This window comes from Arthrobacter sp. Dra40 (assembly GCF_059091905.1).
Map to the genome: position 1 here is coordinate 149,846 of NZ_JBNHHB010000003.1, position 20,497 is coordinate 170,342.

Annotated in this window: 18 protein-coding genes; 12 read left to right on the top strand and 6 right to left on the bottom strand. The window is 66.3% G+C overall.

Annotated elements, in window-relative coordinates:
* Nucleotide 1: 1 nt before the first annotated feature.
* On the bottom strand, nt 2-385 hold the full coding sequence (locus tag AC5RWT_RS03075; RefSeq protein ID WP_494079087.1) for a VOC family protein: 384 nt from the start codon (nt 383-385) through the stop codon (nt 2-4).
* A gap of 23 nt (nt 386-408) precedes the next feature.
* Nucleotides 409-1,665, bottom strand: coding sequence for a serpin family protein (locus AC5RWT_RS03080; protein WP_494079088.1), 1,257 nt, complete (start codon nt 1,663-1,665; stop codon nt 409-411).
* Between the two features lie 170 nt (nt 1,666-1,835).
* Here AC5RWT_RS03080 and AC5RWT_RS03085 point away from each other — a divergent pair, with 170 nt between their 5' ends.
* From AC5RWT_RS03085 to AC5RWT_RS03100, 4 genes are all read left to right on the top strand, one after another.
* On the top strand, nt 1,836-3,563 hold the full coding sequence (locus AC5RWT_RS03085) for a DUF885 domain-containing protein (protein WP_494079089.1): 1,728 nt from the start codon (nt 1,836-1,838) through the stop codon (nt 3,561-3,563).
* A 255-nt stretch (nt 3,564-3,818) separates the two neighbouring features.
* Entirely contained in the window at nt 3,819-4,490 is a 672-nt protein-coding gene (locus AC5RWT_RS03090) for a Maf family protein (RefSeq protein ID WP_494079090.1), read from the top strand.
* A 121-nt stretch (nt 4,491-4,611) separates the two neighbouring features.
* Entirely contained in the window at nt 4,612-6,390 is a 1,779-nt protein-coding gene (locus tag AC5RWT_RS03095) for an acetyl/propionyl/methylcrotonyl-CoA carboxylase subunit alpha (RefSeq protein ID WP_494079091.1), read from the top strand.
* A gap of 179 nt (nt 6,391-6,569) precedes the next feature.
* A complete protein-coding gene (locus AC5RWT_RS03100) occupies nt 6,570-6,839 on the top strand; it encodes a GlsB/YeaQ/YmgE family stress response membrane protein (RefSeq protein ID WP_493941228.1) in 270 nt (89 codons plus the stop codon).
* Nucleotides 6,840-7,102: 263 nt separating this feature from the next.
* On the opposite strand, the gene AC5RWT_RS03105 is transcribed toward AC5RWT_RS03100, so the two are convergent.
* Complete coding sequence (locus tag AC5RWT_RS03105) at nt 7,103-8,506, bottom strand: MFS transporter (RefSeq protein WP_494044689.1); 1,404 nt, start codon at nt 8,504-8,506, stop codon at nt 7,103-7,105.
* 252 nt (nt 8,507-8,758) lie between these two features.
* Between AC5RWT_RS03105 and AC5RWT_RS03110 the strand changes: the two genes are divergently transcribed.
* Nucleotides 8,759-9,079, top strand: a complete 321-nt coding sequence (locus AC5RWT_RS03110; protein ID WP_494079092.1) for an alpha/beta fold hydrolase — start codon at nt 8,759-8,761, stop codon at nt 9,077-9,079.
* Between the two features lie 564 nt (nt 9,080-9,643).
* Here AC5RWT_RS03110 and AC5RWT_RS03115 read toward each other — a convergent pair.
* The gene (locus AC5RWT_RS03115; RefSeq protein WP_494079093.1) at nt 9,644-10,363 is read right to left on the bottom strand and encodes a hypothetical protein; all 720 of its coding nucleotides are present in this window, start codon (nt 10,361-10,363) and stop codon (nt 9,644-9,646) included.
* A 153-nt stretch (nt 10,364-10,516) separates the two neighbouring features.
* Between AC5RWT_RS03115 and AC5RWT_RS03120 the strand changes: the two genes are divergently transcribed.
* From AC5RWT_RS03120 to AC5RWT_RS03130, 3 genes are all read left to right on the top strand, one after another.
* A complete protein-coding gene (locus tag AC5RWT_RS03120) occupies nt 10,517-10,840 on the top strand; it encodes a hypothetical protein (protein ID WP_494079094.1) in 324 nt (107 codons plus the stop codon).
* Nucleotides 10,841-10,852: 12 nt separating this feature from the next.
* A complete protein-coding gene (locus AC5RWT_RS03125) occupies nt 10,853-13,336 on the top strand; it encodes a Tex family protein (RefSeq protein WP_494079095.1) in 2,484 nt (827 codons plus the stop codon).
* A gap of 457 nt (nt 13,337-13,793) precedes the next feature.
* Entirely contained in the window at nt 13,794-14,165 is a 372-nt protein-coding gene (locus AC5RWT_RS03130) for a hypothetical protein (protein ID WP_494079096.1), read from the top strand.
* Between the two features lie 4 nt (nt 14,166-14,169).
* Here the strand turns inward: AC5RWT_RS03130 and AC5RWT_RS03135 are convergent, their stop codons facing one another.
* The gene (locus AC5RWT_RS03135; RefSeq protein WP_494079097.1) at nt 14,170-15,123 is read right to left on the bottom strand and encodes a response regulator transcription factor; all 954 of its coding nucleotides are present in this window, start codon (nt 15,121-15,123) and stop codon (nt 14,170-14,172) included.
* 121 nt (nt 15,124-15,244) lie between these two features.
* A complete protein-coding gene (locus AC5RWT_RS03140) occupies nt 15,245-16,648 on the bottom strand; it encodes an NAD(P)H-quinone dehydrogenase (RefSeq protein WP_494079098.1) in 1,404 nt (467 codons plus the stop codon).
* A gap of 167 nt (nt 16,649-16,815) precedes the next feature.
* Here AC5RWT_RS03140 and AC5RWT_RS03145 point away from each other — a divergent pair, with 167 nt between their 5' ends.
* The 4 genes from AC5RWT_RS03145 to deoC all read left to right on the top strand — a co-directional run bounded on the left by AC5RWT_RS03145 (nt 16,816) and on the right by deoC (nt 20,471).
* Nucleotides 16,816-17,616: a purine-nucleoside phosphorylase gene (locus AC5RWT_RS03145; protein ID WP_494044682.1), complete on the top strand. Its 801-nt coding sequence runs from the start codon at nt 16,816-16,818 to the stop codon at nt 17,614-17,616.
* Nucleotides 17,617-17,627: 11 nt separating this feature from the next.
* The gene (locus tag AC5RWT_RS03150; RefSeq protein WP_494079099.1) at nt 17,628-19,388 is read left to right on the top strand and encodes a phospho-sugar mutase; all 1,761 of its coding nucleotides are present in this window, start codon (nt 17,628-17,630) and stop codon (nt 19,386-19,388) included.
* A gap of 39 nt (nt 19,389-19,427) precedes the next feature.
* Entirely contained in the window at nt 19,428-19,634 is a 207-nt protein-coding gene (locus AC5RWT_RS03155; protein WP_494044681.1) for a hypothetical protein, read from the top strand.
* A 114-nt stretch (nt 19,635-19,748) separates the two neighbouring features.
* Nucleotides 19,749-20,471: a deoxyribose-phosphate aldolase gene (deoC, locus tag AC5RWT_RS03160; protein WP_494079100.1), complete on the top strand. Its 723-nt coding sequence runs from the start codon at nt 19,749-19,751 to the stop codon at nt 20,469-20,471.
* Nucleotides 20,472-20,497: the final 26 nt, after the last annotated feature.

Consider the following 20,497-nt stretch of genomic DNA (forward strand, 5'->3'; position numbering starts at 1 on the left):
GTCACTCCGACGGCGGGATGGCCTCGCCCTGCCAGAAGTTCCATTGGTAGCCCCAAGGGTCCGTGACCGTAAAGGTCCGCGGGCCGTAGGGCTGGTCCGCCGGCGGTTCCACATCCACGTCCACCGCGTCCCGCACGCGCCGATACTGAGCATCGACGTCGTCCACGTGCACGATGAGCAGCAGTCCGCCGCCGTTGCCCGGGTCGGCGGCACGCCCGCAGACGGCGATCCGGCTGCTTCCTGCCACAAGCTCCGCTTCCTCCGTGACCCCGTCGGCGTTGCGCCAGCGCGTGGCCGGGCCGAAACCGAGCACCTGCTCCATCCAGTCCAGCGCAGCGTCGGCACCCTCGTAGTACAGGTACGGAATCACTTCCGTCACGGCCATGGTGTCCCCCTTCGTTTCGCTGATCAGCGCGGATCCATCACCGTGCCGAGGAAGAGCGGAAAGCCCGTGGACAGGTGGATGATTTGGTAGAGGAAGGGCCGATCGAACGAAAGCTCGACGTCGGGCTGCGGCGGCAGCGAACCGGCCATCACATCCAGCTGGGTCACGGCCGCGGCGATCGTTCCCTTTTCACCGACGGTGATATTGGCCTGCTGGGCCGCACTGGTCACCGAGGCGTCCTGCTGGATGGCCGCCAAGTCGGGCGCAGGGCCAAAGGTCTCGTCGAGTCCGAGTCGGATCAGGATCGGCAGCAGATCCTGCTGGTGCGTGTGGTTCCAGCGGGGCAGCTCAAGAACGACCATGGCGTCGTCGGCGCTGTCCATGACGGTTGCCACCTCCACCAGTCCGGTCTGGTCCATCACGGGGTTGCCGCCGTCGGGCAGGATGAGCCGCATGACGAACCCGTCCACATAGGGCAGGTCCATGCCTTGCCAGCCCTTCCCGCGTGCGTAGGCCGCCTGGACCAGGTTTCCCATCATGGGTACGGAAACCCTCTCCCCCGATGCGATAGTGAAATCTGCGTCCTCCGTGGCCGACGGATCAAACGGTTGCTCCCAGGCAGCCGCGAAGTACACCGCGTTCAGCAGGGTCAGCGTGTTGTCGGGGTGATAACCACCGGGCGCCTCGGTGATCCGGCCGCCGGTGTGGTGGTCCACCCAGGCATCCATGGCCTGTTTGGTCGATGGATCGGAATAGTCCAACGGGTAGACGCCGGAGCCATACTGCTCTGCCAGAGTGTGCAGGTAGCCCTCGCCGGTCGGCGTCTGTGCGTCCACGAAGACGCCGTTGGCTAGATGCATCAGCGGCCGGACGGGCGGCTCGTCCTCATCGACCGAGCCAGGGTCGCCGTCGAATTCTTCCCACTGGGCCAGCAAGGAGTTCAAGGCAGCGTCCAGGTTTTGCTCCGGCAGGCCCAGGACCTTGTCCATCTCGTCCGCGGTAGTGCTGCCGGTGCCGGCACGGAGCATCGCCACGGCGTAGAGCAGGCTCACCGGGCCGGTGACTTGGTTCTTCTCCGGTGCCGCCGCGAGCATGGCCGCCCCCAGCGTGAAGGCAGATCGCCGCAAGGCGTCGATTTCGGCCGGAAACTCTCCTGCTGCCGCGTCAGCCCTGGCCACGCCGTCGGCTCTGAGCAGTTCGGGCGGCGCCGCGCAGCCGCCGAGCATCACGACCGGAGCCAACCCCAGTGCGGCAAGCGCCGCCGTCGTCCTTCTTCGCACCCTGTCCTCCTGACTGTTGACCCCAACCTAGGCGGTGGCGAGGTTGGGGGCCAGATGCAGCCGGCTACGATCCGATGACAACTGAGGGCAGACCGTGGTTCGAGGCGCCACAAGACCACGGCCGCAGGGTTACGTGGCCCCAGGCAACTGGTTGACGATAGGCTCTCGGTGTGACTGAGCAGACATCTGAACTGACCAAGACCCCCGCGCCCGGGCGTATTCCGTCCGCCATCGACGCCGTGGCGGACGCCTACACGGCAGCCCTGCTGGAGCTGGATCCATCGCTGGCAACCTCCCTCGGCATCCCCGGACACGAGACCGAGTATCCCGACTTCTCGCCGGCCGGCGCGGAGGCCTTCGCCGAGGTTACCCGGGAAGCCCTGCGGCGGCTAGAGGACCTGGAACCCACCGACGACGTGGACCGAGTCACGCTGGACGCTATGCATGAGCGGCTGGGCCTCGAACTGGAGATCCACGAGACCGGCTGGAACCTGGCAGACCTGAACAACATCGCCTCGCCGCCCCAGGACATCCGCGCCATCTTCGACCTGATGCCCACCAGCACCGTTGAGGACTGGAACAACATTGCCGGCCGGATGGCCAACGTCCCCGATGCAATCGCCGGCTACGTGTCCTCCCTCCGCGAGGCCAAGGACCGCGGGCTGGTCGCTGCCAAGCGGCAGGTGCGCATTGTGATGGAGCAGACCGGAACGTATGCCGCCGAGGATGGTTTCTTCCGGACGCTGGCCGGGCAGGCCGCGGTCGAAGAGGGCGAGCTGTCCCAGGACCTGCGCGACAGGCTGGCTGCGGCCGCCGAGGCCGCGGCAACTGCCTACGGCCAACTTGCCGCCGTGCTGGAAACCGAGTTGCTGCCGGCCGCACCGGAGAAGGACGCCGTCGGCCGCGAACGCTACGCGCTGATGTCGCGCCGGTTCCTGGGTTCCGCGGTGGATCTGGAGGCCACCTACGCCTGGGGCGTCGCGGAGCTGGACAGGATCATCGCGGAGCAGGAAGCGGTCGCCGAGCAGATTCGGCCCGGTGCCAGCATCGAAGAAGCGACGGCCTTGCTGGATGCTGACCCGAAGCGGCAGCTGCACGGCACGGATGAACTGCAGGCGTGGATGCAGGACCTGTCCGACAAGGCCGTGGACGAGCTGTCCGGGCACTTCGAGATTTACGAGCCGATGCGCCGGCTGGAGTGCATGATCGCGCCGACCCAAGAAGGCGGCATCTACTACACCGGCCCGAGCGACGACTTCGCCCGGCCCGGCCGCATGTGGTGGTCCGTGCCGGAGGGCGAGGACAGCTTCACCACGTGGAAAGAAACCACCACGGTCTACCATGAGGGCGTTCCCGGCCATCACCTCCAGATTGCGACGGCGACCTACCGCCGCGAGCTGTTGAACAACTGGCGGCGGAACATCTGCTGGGTCTCTGGCCACGGCGAGGGCTGGGCCCTGTACGCCGAACGCCTCATGGACGAACTGGGCTACTTGGCCGACCCGGGCGACCGGATGGGCATGCTCGACGCGCAGCGGATGCGGGCGGCCCGCGTGGTGTTCGACATCGGAGTCCACCTGGAGCTTGAAGTCCCCGAACGCTGGGGATCCGGAACCTGGACTCCGGAGAAGGGCTACGAGTTCCTGCACCGGAACATTGCGATCAGCAAGGGCCAGTTGGACTTTGAGTTCACCCGCTACCTCGGCTGGCCGGGCCAGGCCCCGTCCTACAAGCTGGGCCAGAAGCTCTGGGAGGAGATCCGCGATGAGCGGCGGCGCCGTGAGGGCGCCGCGTTCGACATCAAGGCTTTCCACAGCCAGGCGCTGAACATCGGCTCCGTCGGGCTGGACACCCTGCGGCGCGCGCTGCTGGGCGAGGATCCGGTTCCGGCCGCCTGATTTTGCCCCAGCCCGGCAGGCCCGGACAAACAGGAGGGCCGATGCATCCCCCAACGGTGCACCGGCCCTTACCTGTGCCGGGTCCCGTCCGCCCCGGGCGGGGGCGTACTCTCCGGCGGGAGAAAGCTCCCGCGAGAAATCGTACGGTCAGGCAACCGGTACAGCGGAGAACGGCGGCGGTTCTTTACGCTCAGGTCACAGGGCGGAAACAGGCTAAGCAAGGTTGGCTTTCCGGCAGCGGATAGGCTTGGTCGAGTGACCGACCTTCGCCTGATTCTCGCCTCCGCATCCCCCGCCCGCACCAAGCTCCTGACCGAAGCCGGTATTGCGCACCAGGTCCTGGTCTCGGAGGTGGACGAAGACGCCGTCACGGCCAGCTACGGGGTCACGGACCCGCACGACACCGCACTGCTGCTGGCGCGGGCCAAGGCCGAAGCGGTGGCCGCGCTTCCCGACGCCGACGGCGCCCTGGTGCTCGGTTGCGACTCGGTGTTTGAGCTCGACGGCGAACCGTACGGCAAACCGCACGAGCCGGAGGTCGCCCGCGCACGCTTGCGCAAGATGAGCGGCCGGCACGGTGTGCTGCACACCGGCCACTGGCTGGTGGACTGCCGCGCGACTGCCTTTGACGCGACTGCCTTTGATGCCGGAGACCCAGAAAACCACGACGCCGGATCGGGTGCCACCGTGGGCGCGGTCGCCTCCGCTGCGGTGCATTTCGCCCAGCTTTCCGACGCCGAGATCGACGCTTACGTGGCCACCGGCGAACCCCTCCACGTGGCCGGTTCCTTCACCATCGACTCGCTGGGCGGCGCCTTCATCGAGCGGGTCGACGGCGACCCGCATGCCGTCGTCGGGCTGTCCGTCTCCACCTTGCGCCGACTGCTGGCCAACGCCAACGTGCAGATCACCGACCTCTGGAACTGACCCACCAACGGTTTTGTAGGAGTCCTACAAAGAACAGTCCTTGCACACGCACAAACGGCATGATTCATGAGCGATTCCCGCAAAAGCAGGCTAGGCTCCTCAAGGATAGAAGGAGCTTTGAATGACCCAGCGCATCACCAAGGTACTGATCGCCAACCGTGGTGAAATTGCCGTCCGCATAGTTCGCGCGGCCCGCGACGAAGGCATTGCCTCGGTCGCCGTCTATGCCGATCCGGACCGGGATGCCCTGCATGTCCGGCTGGCGGACGAAGCCTTCGCACTCGGCGGCAACACCGCCGCCGAATCCTATCTGGTGATGGACAAGCTCCTGCAGGTGGCCCAGGCTGCCGGCGCCGACGCGGTCCACCCCGGCTACGGCTTCCTGTCGGAAAACGCCGAGTTCGCCCAGCGGGTCCTCGACGCCGGCCTGACCTGGATCGGACCCTCCCCCGACGCCATCTCCCAGCTGGGCGACAAAGTCCAGGCACGGCACATCGCCGAACGGGTCGGCGCTCCCCTGGTGCCCGGCACTCCAGATCCGGTGGCGAGCGTGCAGGAAGTGCTCGATTTCGCCGATACCCATGGCCTGCCGCTGGCCATCAAGGCCGCGTACGGCGGCGGCGGCCGCGGCATCAAGGTGGTCCGCGACCGCCAGTCGATCGCCGAGTCGTACGAATCGGCGGTACGCGAAGCCACGGCAGCGTTTGGCCGCGGCGAATGTTTCGTGGAACGCTTCCTGGACGCTCCGCGCCACGTGGAAACCCAGTGCCTCGCGGATGCGCAGGGCAATGTGGTGGTTGTGTCCACCCGCGACTGCTCGCTGCAGCGGCGCAACCAGAAACTCGTGGAGGAAGCCCCTGCTCCCTTCCTGTCCCCTGAGCAAAACGAACGCCTCTACACAGCGTCCAAAGCGATCTTGCGCGAGGCCAAGTACCAAGGCGCCGGCACGTGCGAATTCCTGGTCGGCCAGGACGGCACGATTTCCTTTCTGGAGGTCAACACCCGCCTGCAGGTTGAGCACCCGGTCTCGGAAGAAGTCACCGGCATTGATCTGGTCCGCGAACAATTCCGTCTGGCCTGCGGCGAAGAGCTTGGCTACGACGACCCCGAAGTGCGCGGCCACTCGTTTGAATTCCGCATCAACGGCGAAGACGCCGGCCGCAACTTCATGCCGGCCCCGGGCGTGGTCGAGACACTGCACCTCCCCACCGGCCCCGGCGTCCGGGTGGATTCAGGGATTGAGGCAGGCGAGGTCGTCGGCGGAAACTTTGACTCCATGCTGGCCAAGCTGATCATCACCGGCAGCACCCGCACCCAGGCCCTGGAGCGGGCCCGGCGGGCACTGGACGAGATGGAAATCGGCGGCATGCCTACCGTGCTGCCGTTCCACCGCGCCGTGGTGGCGGACCCGGCGTTTGCCCCCGAGGAAGGGCCCTTCAGTATCCACACCCGCTGGATCGAGACCGAGTTCCTCAACGACATTCCTGCCTTCCAGTCCGCTCCGGCCGCCTCGGCCGACGAGGACGGTGAGCGCCAGCGCGTGACCGTCGAGGTCGGGGGCAAGCGGCTGGAAGTCGTGCTTCCGGCCGGCCTCGGCTCGGGCACGGGATCTGCGGCCAAGTCCAATGGCAAGCCCAAGCGCGCCCGCGGGCGTTCCGGCGCGGCGGCCGGTGCCGCGGCAAGCGGTGACGGTCTGGCCTCGCCCATGCAGGGCACGATTGTGAAAGTTGCCGTAGCCGAAGGCGACACGGTCGCTGAAGGCGATCTCGTCGTCGTACTCGAGGCGATGAAGATGGAACAGCCGCTCACGGCGCACAAGGCCGGGACGATCTCGGGGCTTTCCGCCAAGCCCGGGGACACCGTCTCCGCCGGCGCGGTGCTGGCCACAATCGCAGACTAGAGGCACTTTGTGCCGGCCTGACTGTATCAGCCGTTGTAGTTCTGTCACGTTTTAGTGCCAAGTGGGCGCGGGAACTTATAAGCAGGCTGTCGATGCTGTAGCGTGATGCTTACCAAGGAGCAGTGGCCCGGCCTGGCCGGGAGAAATGAAGTATCACCTACGTAAAGGAGATGCACATCATGGGTTTTCTAGCATTCCTCTTGCTTGGATTGATTGCCGGCGCCATCGCCAAGCTGATCCTTCCCGGACGGCAGGGCGGCGGCTGGATCGCCACCCTGATACTGGGCGTCATCGGCGCTCTTCTGGGCGGATGGATCGGCGGCATGGTGGCGAGTGTCGATATGAACGATTTCTTCAGCCTCGCATCGTGGATCTGGGCCATCATTGGAGCCCTGATCGTGCTGGTGATCTGGGGCTTCATCACGAACAGGAGGAGCAGCACCGTCTGATTCTGGCCGCTTGATCTGCTCCTTCGGCGGCATCTGGCCCGCCGTCCCCCATGGGACGGCGGGCTTTTGCTGTGCCGTGACAACCTCTGCACCGGTGGCGCTGCCGGCCCAGGCGCCCTTCCGGCGGCACCGGCCCTAGCCTTGGGGTCCGGCACCCCAGAGCCGGGTCCTTGCGGCGGGGCCATGGGAGGTCACATCCCACCACGCAAGGAGGGCCCGCGGCAACCAGCCGCGGGCCCTCCCGTGTGTCCAGCGGACTAGAGTCAGCTGGACTGGTTTTCGTAGTCCATGTCCTTGGTCTCCTTGCTCAGCAGCAGGGCGATCAGGGTCAGCACCGCAGCTGCACTGAGATACAGGCCCACCAGGAAGGTGCTCCCGTCCGCGGCCTGCCACAGCGCCACGGCGATGAACGGAGCCACGGAGGCGCCGAGAATCGACGAGAAGTTATAGGCCACGGCGGAACCGGTGTAGCGCACGTTGGTCGGGAACAGCTCCGGCAGAATCGCTCCCATCGGCCCGAAGGTCAGGCCCATCAGGGTGAACCCGATGATCAGGTGCGCCATGGTGCCGGCGAAGCCGCCGCCGAACAGCGGAACCCACAGGAAGCCGAACACCACAATGCCCAGTGACACCGCGATCAGCGTCTTCCGCCGGCCGAACTTCTCTGCCAGCGGACCAGCCACCAGTGTGAAGATTCCGAAGAACACCACACCGATGATCAGCATCAGCAGGAAGTCGTTGCGGGCATAGCCCAGACCGGCGGCAAAGGTGTCCGGATCGAACGGCTTTCCGGCGGCCTCGGCCGCGGCTGCCGCGTCCTCGGCATTGGTCGCAGCGGTGCCATAGGAGAGCGTGAAGGTGGTCATCAGATAGAACAGCACGTAGGTGGCCAGCATGATGAACGTCCCCAGGATCAGCTGGCGCCAGCTGGTCTTGAACACGCGGCCGATCGGCAGCTTAGTTACCTCGCCCTTGTCCACCACCTTCTGGAAGGCCGGAGTTTCCACCAGTTTCAGCCGGACCCACAGGCCGATGATCACCATCACGGCGCTGGCCAGGAACGGAATCCGCCAACCCCAGGCCATGAACTGCTCGTTGGTCAGGTTGATGCTCAACAACAGGAACAGCGAGTTGGCAATGATGAAGCCGATCGGCGCTCCCAGCTGCGGGAAGGTTCCGTAGATGGCCCGCTTATTGGCCGGCGCGTTCTCGGTAGCCAGCAGCGCGGCGCCGCTCCATTCGCCGCCGAGGGCGAGGCCCTGGGCGAAGCGCATGACCACCAGCAGAGCCGGGGCCCAGAAGGACCAGCCGTCCACCTGGGCGGTGGGCAGGCAGCCGATCAGGAAGGTGGCGATGCCCATGGTGAGCAGCGAGGCTACCAAGGTGCCCTTGCGGCCATACTTGTCGCCGAAGTGTCCGAAAACAATCGATCCCAGCGGGCGGGCAATGAATGCCACACCGAAGACCGCAAACGAGCTCAAGAGTGCGACGGCGCCGCTGGCGTTCGGGAAGAACAGTGCGGGGAAGACGAGCACGGCTGCGGTGGCATAGACATAGAAGTCATAGAACTCGATGGAGGTGCCGACGAGGCTGGCGACTATAACGCGGCCGCGGGAGTTCACCGGCGCGGCCGGTGCCCCCTTGGTGACGGGTGCTGGTGTGGACATTGAATGACGGCTTTCGCTCGGATGAATATCGGATAGATTCTAAGCCGGAGCGTCCGAACTCCGGACATTCGTTTCAATATGTGGACGGCTATGGTAAAGAGCCGTGCGTCACAAACCGGGCCCCGCTACACGCTGGCAGAACATCAGGAATCGCTGAACGGCGAGTTCTGTTGTGCTGACCACAGCACGAACCGGAGGTGCCCGCCGTCATCTGGCCAAACCGCACCACGCTGCCGAGGGAGAACCAGGATCATGGCTGAAGAATGGCCCCGGACGGTAGTGCGGCCGGGCGCGACCTTGTCCGTTTATCACTGGGGTCCGCCGTCGGGTGCCGGGGTGCCAACCGTCCTGCTCGTCCACGGCTATCCCGATGACCACTCCGTCTTCGCTCCCCTGGCCGCCGAGCTAAGCGCCGATTGCCACGTCATCGCCTATGACACGCGAAATGCAGGCGCCTCACGGACTGACCTTCGCCACCGCAGTTCCTTCCGGCTCCCCGTCCTAGTGGATGATCTTTTCGCGGTGATTGGTTCCTCCGGCGCCGGGGCGGTACAAATGGTGGGCCATGATTGAGGGTCGATCCAAGGTTGGGCGGCAGTCCAGGACGCCCGTGCCGACGGCCGAATCCTGAGTTTCACCAGCATCTCGGGGCCGGATTTGGGCCACCTTCGTCGCTGGTTCCGCCACCGAGTGCGCCGGCCCGCGCTGTGGCCACAGGCACTCAATCAGGCCATTCGAAGCTCCTACGTTGCCGGGTTCCAGTTGCCGGTCCTTCCGGAACTGGCTTGGTGAAAGCTCCTGACCCGCCGCTACGAGCGCCTCAGCGGCCGGAGCATCGGCGACAACGGCATCCGCGGCCTCAGCCTGTACCGCGCGAACTGGCACCGCCGGCAGGCGCTGTCGGCCGACTGCTGGACGCCCGTGCAGGTGATAGTCCCCCTCCGGGATCCGTTCCTTTCGCCGCGCTTAGTGGATGGGCTTGAGCAGTGGGTGACCGTGCTGAAGGTCGTCGAAGTAGATGCCGGCCACTGGTGGCACGAGGAGGACGCCAACTCTGCCGCCCGGCTGCTTAGGAGCTGGATTGCAGACGCAATGGGAAGGCCAGCTGCGCCGAGCTGATGGGTCCAAAGAGGCCGGCTATCGATGCGGCGGCGGCCGTCGGGACACTGAGGGCGGCGGCCTGCGGGACACCGAGTAGGACGGCTCACGCAGCTTCTCGATCCACCCGTACATGGCGACGCCGGGCAGCCGATGCAGGACCGGGTCGAACCGGATGGTGGTGTCCCGCCCGTTGTGGTCGGGCCGCAATGTCAAGGTAGCGATCTGTTGCCACTGCCCCCACGCCCGGGCGTGATACAGGCCGAGGGTCCAGTCCTCGCTGCCCAGCGCCCGCATGAATCCAGCCGGATCCGCCGGAAGTTGCACTCGAGGCTGGAGCGGGCGCGCCGCGAGTTGGACCGGGCCGTGCGCTCCCCGGTACGGCATCAACGTTGTCATGGCCCCCGTGGCTACGTTCCGCCGGGGCAAGAGGAGGAACCGGCCGGCCCGGGAGGTGCCGGTGGACGCCAGCAGAATATCGGCAGGTTCGCCATCGATGGCGACCCGCAAGGCCAGCCCGATAATGTCGGGACAACGCGGCGGCAGTCCGACTGACCTCGACAGCCGCGCGACGACGTCGTTGGCGCCTGGTTCGTCCAGCCAGGGTATGCCGCTCGCGACGTCCGATCCCCGCCGCTCCAGTTGCCCATCGAGTTGGAGACCGATGGAATGGATAGGCCGCACGGGCCGCAGCCTTTTGAGCAGCCAAAAGACAGCGGCCAGGGTGCGCCCTGCCGCCGCGCCGATGTGATGCAGCATGCCCGTTCCTTCCCCCGCCGACACTTCCGTCCAGTGCTCTCCTCCAGTCGTTGCCCCCGCGCGCCTGCCCGGAGCACACGGACAGCATACTGAGCTTGGGGCTGATGGCGCGTGCGTCCTCAGACTGTCCTTGCCAGCTGAGATCCTGCCGCCATGAACAAAGTCGACGTGGCGACCGCCAGCAGCTATGCCAGGACCGACGGCGCTCGTGGCCCTGGTGCTATCCCCCACCGCCCTCAGGCCGTGCGCGCACCCTACTGCCGTGAGCCGTATGTGCAGGTGGAACTGGCCGGCACGACCCTGGACGCCAAGGCGGTCTCATGGGACCGGTCCAGCGTGCAGCTGAAGTGGATCGATGCGCAGGGTTCTGCCCGGACAGTCTGGGTTCCGGCCGGCAAGGTTCGGCGCATCCACCGGGACGAATCGCGCTGGCGCGACCCCTACGATGACTACACCTTCTACTATCCCGACAGGTAAGGGAGGCTGCCCATGCGGCACAATGGACCGGTGACCGAAACATCCGCGCTTGAACAGCCCGCCCTCCTCACGACCCTGCCTCCCCTTGATCCGGCCGCCCTCAGCGCGCGGATCTATGCCCAGCTCGCCCAGGAGCTGGGAGTCAATACTTGGCAGGTCAAGGCAGCCGTGGAAATGCTCGACGGCGGTGCCACCGTCCCGTTCATCGCCCGCTACCGCAAGGAAGCCACCGGGACGTTGGACGACGCCCAGCTGCGTGATCTCGAAGAGCGGCTGCGCTACCTGCGGGAGCTGGAAGACCGCCGTCGCGCCGTGCTGGAGGCCATTGCCGCCCAAGGCAAACTGACGGCTGAGCTGGAAGCCGCCGTCAACGCGGCGGATACCAAAGCCCGGCTCGAGGATATTTACCTGCCCTACAAGTCCAAGCGGCGAACGAAGGCCCAGATCGCCCGCGAAGCCGGGCTGGAGCCGCTTGCCGTAGGCCTGCTGGCGGATCCCTCGCAGGATCCGCTGGCAGCCGCGGCATCATTCCTCAATCCCGAGCACGCCATCAACGAGCCGGTGGACGCGCTGGCCGGCGCCCGTGCCATCCTGGTGGAGCAGATCAGCCAAGATGCCGATCTGGTGTCGGAACTGCGGGAACGGCTGTGGAAGCAGGGCCTGGTGCGGGCCGAGGTCCGCGAGGGCCAGGAGGAAACCGGGCAAAAGTTTGCCGACTACTTCGACTTCGCCCAGGATCCCGCCGGCCTCCCCTCGCACCGCGTGCTGGCGCTGCTGCGCGGCGAGAAGGAAGGCGTGCTGAACCTGGACATCAGCGAGGGCAACCCCGCAGAGGCCGAAGAGTACGCGCAGGCGCGCGGGCGCTTTGAGAACGCGGTGGCGTCGCGCGTGGGCGTGGCCGATCGCGGTCGGCCGGCAGACCGCTGGCTGATGCAGACCGCCCAGCTGGGGTGGCGCCGGATCCTGGTCAAGCTGGCCATCGACCTTCGCGTGCGGCTGTTTACCGCAGCCGAAGACGAGGCTGTCCGGGTCTTCGCCGCCAACCTCCGGGACGTGCTGCTGGCGGCACCGGCCGGAAACCGGGCCACCCTGGGGTTGGATCCCGGGCTGCGCACCGGAGTGAAGGTCGCCGTCGTCGACGGAACCGGCAAAGTGGTGGCCACCGATACCATCTACCCGCATGCTCCGGCCAAGAAGTGGGATGAGTCTTTGGCCTCGCTGGCCCGGCTGGCCGACAAGCATGCCGTCGAGCTCGTCGCCATTGGCAACGGCACCGCCTCACGGGAGACGGACAAGCTGGCCACCGAACTGATCAAGCTGATGGGGTCCACACGTAAGCTGCAGAAGCTTGTGGTCTCGGAGGCGGGTGCATCCGTGTATTCCGCCTCGGCTTTGGCCTCGGCGGAACTGCCCGAACTGGATGTCTCGCTGCGCGGTGCGGTGTCGATCGCCCGCCGTCTGCAGGACCCGCTGGCCGAGCTGGTCAAAATTGACCCCAAGTCCATCGGCGTCGGGCAGTACCAGCACGATGTCACCGCCACCAAGCTGGAGCGGTCCCTCAAGGCAGTGGTCGAGGACTGTGTTAATGCAGTGGGCGTGGACCTGAACACCGCGTCGCCGTCCCTCCTGTCCCAGGTGGCGGGTCTCGGCTCGCAGTTGAGCGAAAACATCGTCGCCTACCGCAACGCCAATGGTCCGTTTGCCAAGCGTGCCGAACTCAAAAAGGTCCCGCGGCTGGGTGGGAAAGCCTTCGAGCAGTGCGCCGGCTTCCTGCGCATCACCGGTGGAACCGAGCCGTTGGATGCTTCCAGCGTGCACCCGGAAGCGTACGGCATTGCCCGGAAGATCCTTGCCGCGGCCGGCACCACCGCCACGGAGGCGGCGCGAGGCGGCCAGTCCCTGGCCGTGCTGGATCCCCAGCAGTTCGTCGACGAGACCTTCGGCCTTCCGACCGTGCGGGACATCATCTCCGAGTTGGAAAAGCCCGGACGCGATCCACGCCCGCACTTCACCACCGCAACATTCACCGACGGTGTCGAGAAGATTTCAGACCTGACGCCGGGCATGGTGCTGGAAGGCACCGTGACCAACGTGGCGGCTTTCGGCGCCTTCGTGGATGTAGGCGTCCATCAGGACGGGCTGGTCCATATTTCCGCCATGTCGGACAAGTTCGTCTCGAATCCGCACGACATGGTCAAGTCCGGGCAAGTGGTGAAGGTCAAGGTCTTGGAGGCCGACCCGGAGCGGAAGCGCATCTCGCTGACGCTCCGGCTCGACGACGAAGTTCCCGCCGGTGAGCCGCGTCGACAGGGTTCGGCTCAGGCAGGCCGTGCCGGAGATGCCCGCAAGGAAGGCTCGCGTCCTGGCTCGGGTGGGGGCAGGCCCGGCCGCCGCCATGGCAAGAAGCCCAGCGCAAATGACCGTCAGCCGGGTAACGGAGCTTCCGCGAACACTGCAATGGCCGAGGCCTTGCGGCGGGCCGGGCTGGGAAGGTAGAGAACCAGCAGCCCAGCACTTCGCGCTGCCGGAGCACTCCCTCCGAACGATGCACAAGGTGCTGGGCTGCCGTTCCCAGCGGATGGTGGACTTGCGGAGACGGGGTCCAAGCCTGGTTCACTTGTGACCTCTGACAAAGACTTTGGCGGACGTCGCTTAAGGTCCGCATGAGGTTTCCGAAAGACTCGCTCAGTTTTCTCGCCTCCGGGGACGTGTAGCCGCTGCCGGCGCGCGCGGCAGCTGCAACGCCGTGCAGCTCAGGCGTCGCTCGATGCACCGCAAGCCGACGGCAGGCACAATTGGTGCTCAAGAGTTACCAAGGTTGGGATCGCTCGCGCAGGCTGGCCAGTGCCATCGCTTACGATAAGAAGTAGTTCGATACCGCAACCAGTTGGAAGGAGTACCGCCTCGTGTTCATTTCCGGGCGCCCCTCCGCTTCCCGCTCCGAGGCGACGGCATGACCGCCAATGCAGCCGAGGTTCCGCTGGTGCTGGACTCCGTGCTGGAGAAACTAGCTGCGGATCTCGGCGACCACGACGGCAGCATGCGCCGGCGCTTCATCAACAACTATCTGGAGCTGTGGGATCACCGTTATGGCAGAGTGTCTGGTGCGGTGCTGGCACGGGACGCCGAAGACGCGATGGATGCCATCCTCAGCCTGAAGATCTCCAGCAGCATGGTGGGGGCGGGACGCCTCGGCCGGATGGCAGAGCATCTCGAAGGACTGGTCCACGGGCAGCTGTTCGATGCGGCTGCCACCCTGCTGGACGAACTGCGCGCCTGCGGGATGTCGACGACGGCACAGCTGCGCAGCTACCACCTGGCGTAGTCGGTTACCGCCTCGGCGCCAGGCTGTATCCCACTCCGCGGACTGTCTTGATCCAGCGCGGGGCCTTCGTATCGTCGCCAAGCTTGCGGCGGAGGTTGGCCATGTGCACTTCGATGGTGCGCTCGTCGGAGTCTGAAATGTAGCCGCCGGTGTTGTACGGTTCGTTGCGCAGGCGGCGAACCAAATCAGCCTTGGTCCGCACCACCCGTCCGCTTTCCATCAAGGCGTAGAGCAGGTCGAATTCGCTGCGGGTTAAGTCAAGCTCGCGTCCGGAACGGATGACCGTACGGGAACGGCTGTCCACCACAATCCCGTTGTGCTCCAGCACGCCGTCAGCGGACGGGACGGGCGCGGCCATGATCGGCTCGACGCTGGCCTCGGCAGCGACCGCAGGCGCCGCGCCGCCTCCGGCCATAGCCGGAACCGGGGCCACGCCGGAGGGCGACAGCTGCAGGCCGGCTTGTCCGCCGCCACCCACGCCGGCGCCTTGCAGGACGGGTTCCGGCACCGGGGCAGCGGTGGTTACGGCCAGATCACCCGACGGGGTCGAGCCGCTCACGGCGGCACCGCCGTCGTTGTCCTTGGTAGCGCGCGGGCGCCGGAGCATCGCGGTGATCCGGGCACGGAGTTCCCGGGGGCGGAACGGCTTGGTCAGGTAGTCATCGGCACCGGTTTCCAAGCCCAACAACGTGTCCAGCTCTTCGGCGCGTGCCGTCAACATGATGATGTACGTGTCGCTGAACCGCCGCACCTGGCGGGCGACTTCGAATCCGTCGATGTCCGGCAGGCCGAGATCAAGGGTCACGACGTCCGGATTGTGGCGCTTGATCGCGGCAACGCCTTCCATGCCGGAGGACGCGGTATGAACCGTAAATCCGGAGCTGGACAGCACCGTCGAGATCAGCTCCCTGATGTCCAGGTCGTCCTCCACGATGACGGCAGTTCGCTGCTCGCTCATTCCTTGTCCCCCAACTGATCTACTCTGGTTCATCGTTTCAATCACTACTTATTGGTGATTGTAGTCGCACAGCCAGATAATTTGGCGCACTTTATGCCGGAATGACGGCGCAGTCTACTGCCTACAGATGTACGTGCAGGCGTCGAGCGGCCTCGGAAATCGAACCGGTCAGCGACGGGTACACCGTGAAGGTGTTTGCGACGTCGTCCACATGCAGCTTCTGCGTAACGGCCAGGGCGATCGGGAAGATCAACTCGGAGGCCCGCGGGGCCACCACCACTCCCCCGATCACAGTGCCGGAACCGCGGCGGGCGATGATCTTGACGAAGCCGTCGGAAACATTCATCATCTTGGCCCGCGCGTTGGTGTTCAGCGAGAGCTTGATGATGTCGCCCTGGTACCGGCCGGAGGCGACATCTTCCTCGGTAACACCGACGGTGGCGATTTCCGGACTGGTGAAGATATTGGATGCCACCTGGGTGAGCTTCAGCGGCTTGACGTAGTCGCCCAGCAGGTGCGCCACGGCGATCCGGCCCTGCATGGCGGCCACGGAGGCCAAGGCCAGTACGCCGGTGCAGTCGCCGGCCGCATAGATGTTCGAGGCAGTGGTGCGGGAGACGCCGTCCACCTTGATGTGGCCGCTCTCGGTCAAGGCCACGCCGGCCTCTTCCAGCCCGATCCCGGCGGTATTCGGCACGCCGCCGACGGCCAGCAGGCAATGCGAGCCCTCGACCACGCGCCCGTCGGCCAGGGTGACCAGCACGCCGTCGTCCGTTCGATCCACCCCCGCGGCGCGGGACTTGGACAGCACCGTCATCCCGCTGCGGGCGAAGACGTCTTCGAGCACCGCGGCGGCGTCCGCGTCCTCGCCGGGCAGCACCCGGTCACGCGAGGAGACCAGGGTGACTCTGGTGCCGAGCATCCGATAGGCGGAGGCGAACTCCGCTCCGGTCACGCCCGACCCGACCACGATCAGGTGTTCGGGAATCTCGGTCAGGTTATAGACCTGGGCCCAGTTGAAGATGCGTTCGCCGTCGGGCTTGGCGCTGGGCAGTTCCCGCGGCGTCGCGCCGGTGGCCAGCAGGATGGCGTCGGCTTCCACCGTCTCGGTCCCGGATTCGGTGCTGACAACGATGGCGTTCGGCCCGGACAGCTTGCCCTCGCCCAAAATGACGCGCACGCCGGCACGTTCCAGACCGTGGTGGATGTCCGCCGACTGGCTCTCGGCCAGCTTGAGCAGCCGGTCGTTCACAGTACGCAGATCGGCGTAGGCAGCCTTCGAGTGCTCATCAAAACGAACACCCAGGTCATGGGCGCTGGCCACCCGCCGCATGGCATCCGCCGTGGCGATCAGGGTCTTGGACGGCACCACGTCGGTCAAGACCGCCGAGCCGCCGAGGCCTTGCCGCTCGATGATGGTCACCTTGGCGCCGAGTGAATTGGCCACCATGGCCGCCTCATACCCGCCGGGGCCCCCGCCCAGGATCGCTAGACGCGGGGCACTGAAATCTATTTGGCTAGTCACGAACTTCATTGTGTCGCATGCCCACTACGGCCTCAACCTGAAGGCCGGTCGGCGGCAGCGCGGCAGCTGCATCGGGGCCGGTTAAGGACTTCCCCAATGCCCACGACGACGGCGGGGCTAACCCTTCTGCTTTCAGCAGCAGTTGGGCACCGGGTAGGTTAGGTGCTGTGACTACAGATCCCTTTGAACTGGCCGCCGAGGCAGCCGCTTTCCTGGCCCAGCAGACCGGTGTTCCCGCCCATGATGTGGCGCTGGTGCTCGGCTCCGGCTGGGGCGAGGCCGCCGACCTCATCGGCGACACCACGCATACGATTCCGGCCGCGGACATTCCCGGGTTCTCCGCCCCCGCCGTCGAGGGCCACGTGGGCACCATCCGGTCCGTCCTGACCCCGGACGGCAAACGTGTCCTGGTGCTCGGAGCCCGCACCCACTACTACGAGGGCAAGGGCGTGCGCGCCGTCGTACACGGCGTCCGCACCGCCGCGGCGGCCGGCTGCAAGACCTTGGTCGTGACCAACGGCTGCGGCGGACTCAACCCGGCCTGGTCACCGGGTACGCCGGTGCTGATCAGCGACCACATCAATCTCACCGCCGCATCACCGCTGGAAGGGGCTACGTTCGTTGACCTGACGGACCTCTATTCGGAGCGGCTCCGTGCGCTGGCCCGGGAGGTCGACCCCAGCCTGGACGAAGGTGTGTACGCACAGTTCACCGGCCCCCACTACGAGACGCCGGCGGAGGTGCAGTACGCCAAGCGGATCGGTGCCGATCTGGTCGGCATGTCCACGGCGCTGGAGTCCATCGCCGCCCGGCACGCGGGCATGGAAGTGTTCGGTATCTCACTGGTAACCAATCTGGCTGCCGGCATCAGCGACACCCCGCTCAGCCACGCCGAGGTCATCGAGGCGGGACACGCCGCAGGCCCGCGGATCTCTCGGCTGCTGGCCGGCATCGTCGCCAAGCTGTGAACGGGAGAGAGATGACCGCAACAACCGACCAGCTCATGACCGCTGCCGCGGCCTGGCTGGAGACCGACCCGGACCCGCAGACCCGGCAGGAATTGCAGGACTTGGTAGCAACTGCCGACGGCGAGGGCCCGGAGGCCGCAGCGGCCCGGGCCGAACTGGCGGACCGGTTTTCCGGCACGCTCGCCTTCGGCACGGCCGGGCTGCGGGCTGCCTTGGGCGCGGGTCCCTTCCGGATGAACCGGGTGGTGGTGCGCCGGACCGCGGCGGGCCTGGCCCGGTTCCTGCTGGACGCCGCCGACGGCGGATACACCCCGCGCGCCGTGGTCGGCTTCGACGCGCGCCGGAACTCTGACGTTTTTGCCGCCGAATCCGCCGCCATCTTCACCGCCGCCGGCATCGAAACCTTCCTGATGCCCTCGGCCCTGCCCACGCCGGTGCTGGCGTATGCGGTCCGGGCGCTGGGCTGCGAAGCGGGCGTGATGGTCACCGCCAGCCACAATCCCGCCAACGACAACGGCTACAAGGTCTACCTGGGCGGACGTGCCGTGGACGAAGGCGGACGCGGCGCTCAGATTGTGGCACCCTACGACACCGAAATCGCCGCGCGGATCGACTACGGCCCGGAGCTGGAATCGATCAGCCTTGCCGAGGAAGGCTGGACGGTCCTGCCGGACGCTATCGCCGGCGACTACGCGGCAGCCGTGACCGCCCTGGCCGATCCCCAGATGTTCCCACAGCGGAAACTGAAGATCGTGCTCACTCCCATGCACGGGGTGGGCGGGGCCACCATGCGGGCCGTCTTTGGGCAAGCTGGATTCACTGACGTCACGATGGTGGCCGCGCAGGCGGATCCGGATCCTGATTTCCCGACCGTAGCCTTCCCCAATCCCGAAGAAGCCGGAGCCATCGATCTGGCCTTGGAGACAGCGGCGGAAGTCGGAGCGGATCTGGTCATTGCCAATGACCCCGACGCCGACCGCGCGGCCCTGGCGGCAAAAGATCCGTCGACTGGCACGTGGCGGATGCTTCGTGGCGACGAGGTCGGTGCCTTGCTCGGCGCGCACATGGCCGCACGCTTGGCCGGCCAGGACCAGTTGACGCCGGAAAACGGCCCGCCCGGGCGCAGCCGGGTCTTCGCCAATTCCATTGTCTCTTCCCGGCTGTTGGGCAAGATCGCGGCCGATGCGGGCACCCAGCACGTGGAGACCCTCACCGGCTTCAAGTGGATTTCCCGCGTCCCTGGCTTGGTCTATGGCTATGAAGAGGCTTTGGGCTACTGCGTGGCACCGCATCTGGTCCGCGACAAGGACGGTATGTCCGCCGCCCTGCTGCTCGCGGAGCTTGCCGCCGACCTGCAAGCCTCTGGGCACACCGTCTTCGACACCCTCGACGAGTTGGCCCTGCGGTATGGGCTGCACGCCACCGACCAGCTCAGCGTCCGGGTGGAGAACCTGGCCCTGATTCCAGCAATGATGGACCGGCTCCGTGAGCAGCCGCCGTCGTCGTTCGCAGGATCCCCGGTGGCCGCCCGCACGGACTTGTCCCTGGGCAGCGAAGCACTGCCGCCCACCGAGGGGATGTTGTTCCTCAGCCGGGACGAGACCCGGGTGATCATCCGGCCCAGCGGTACCGAGCCCAAGCTCAAGTGCTATCTGGAGGTCATCCGGCCGGTCTCATCGGCGGAGCAACTGCCGGCCGTGCGGGCCGAGGCTGCGCAGGCATTGCATGCGATCAATGCTGACATCCGCACAGCCCTCGGACTGGTGGAATAGCACCTTTTGCGCTAAGCACAACTGTGGGACGATGCTGCCATGGCCATCGACGAGGACTATCCGCCAGCCTCGCGGGGCAGGCACCCGAGCCCCGACGACACGCCGGAACACAGGGCGTCGGAAGAACACGGCCCGGCGGACGACGAGCGCGCCATCGCTCGCCGGCGGAAGGACGCCGAGGACAAGCTCGAGGAACACCGACGCGAGGCCGAAAAACACGGCCATCCGACAGGCGGCACGCACTGACAGGTATCGGCCCCGCGTCGCCTGCCCGGCGGGGCTGTGCGCACGGCTCCCCGGCAGCTGTCTGCGATATGCAAGGATGGATGTTCCTGGACCCAGCAGACGAAAGGGATGGCCATGTCTGAAGACAGCACACCCGGCTCGGCGCCGAGCGAGACCTATCACGACCCGACGTCGATCGCTTCGGTCATCGACCACACCCTGCTGAAGCCCGAAGCCTCCCGCGAGGACATCCTCACAGTCTGCGAGGAGGCGATGAAATACCGCTTTGCCGCCGTCTGCGTGAACCCCCTGTGGACCGCCTTGGTGCACAGCACACTCAAGGGTTCCGGAGTCAAGACCTGTTCGGTCATCGGCTTCCCGTTCGGTGCCACGCCTACCGATGTGAAGGTTTACGAGGCCCGCGGCGCTAATTTAGACGGTGCGGACGAGATCGACATGGTGATCAACATCGCCGCCGCCCGCGCGGATGACCGTGACACCGTCTTCGCGGACATAGCAGCCGTGGCCGAAGCCGTCCATGCCGGCGGTGCCATCCTCAAGGTCATTCTGGAAACCCATCTGCTCTCCGACGAGCAAAAGCGGATGGTCTGCGAAGCCGCGGCCGAGGCCGGCGCAGACTTCGTCAAGACCTCCACCGGCTTCAGCGGCGGCGGCGCCACCGCTGAGGACATTGCGCTGATGCGGGATGCCGTCGGGCCGCAGCTCGGTGTTAAGGCCTCCGGCGGCGTGCGCTCCATCGATGACGCGCGCGCCATGCTCCGGGCCGGCGCAACACGAATTGGCGCCAGTTCATCAGTGGCTATTGTTAATGGTGAGCAAGCCGCCGGCAGCTACTGATGCCGCATCGCACTATTGAGGAGAAA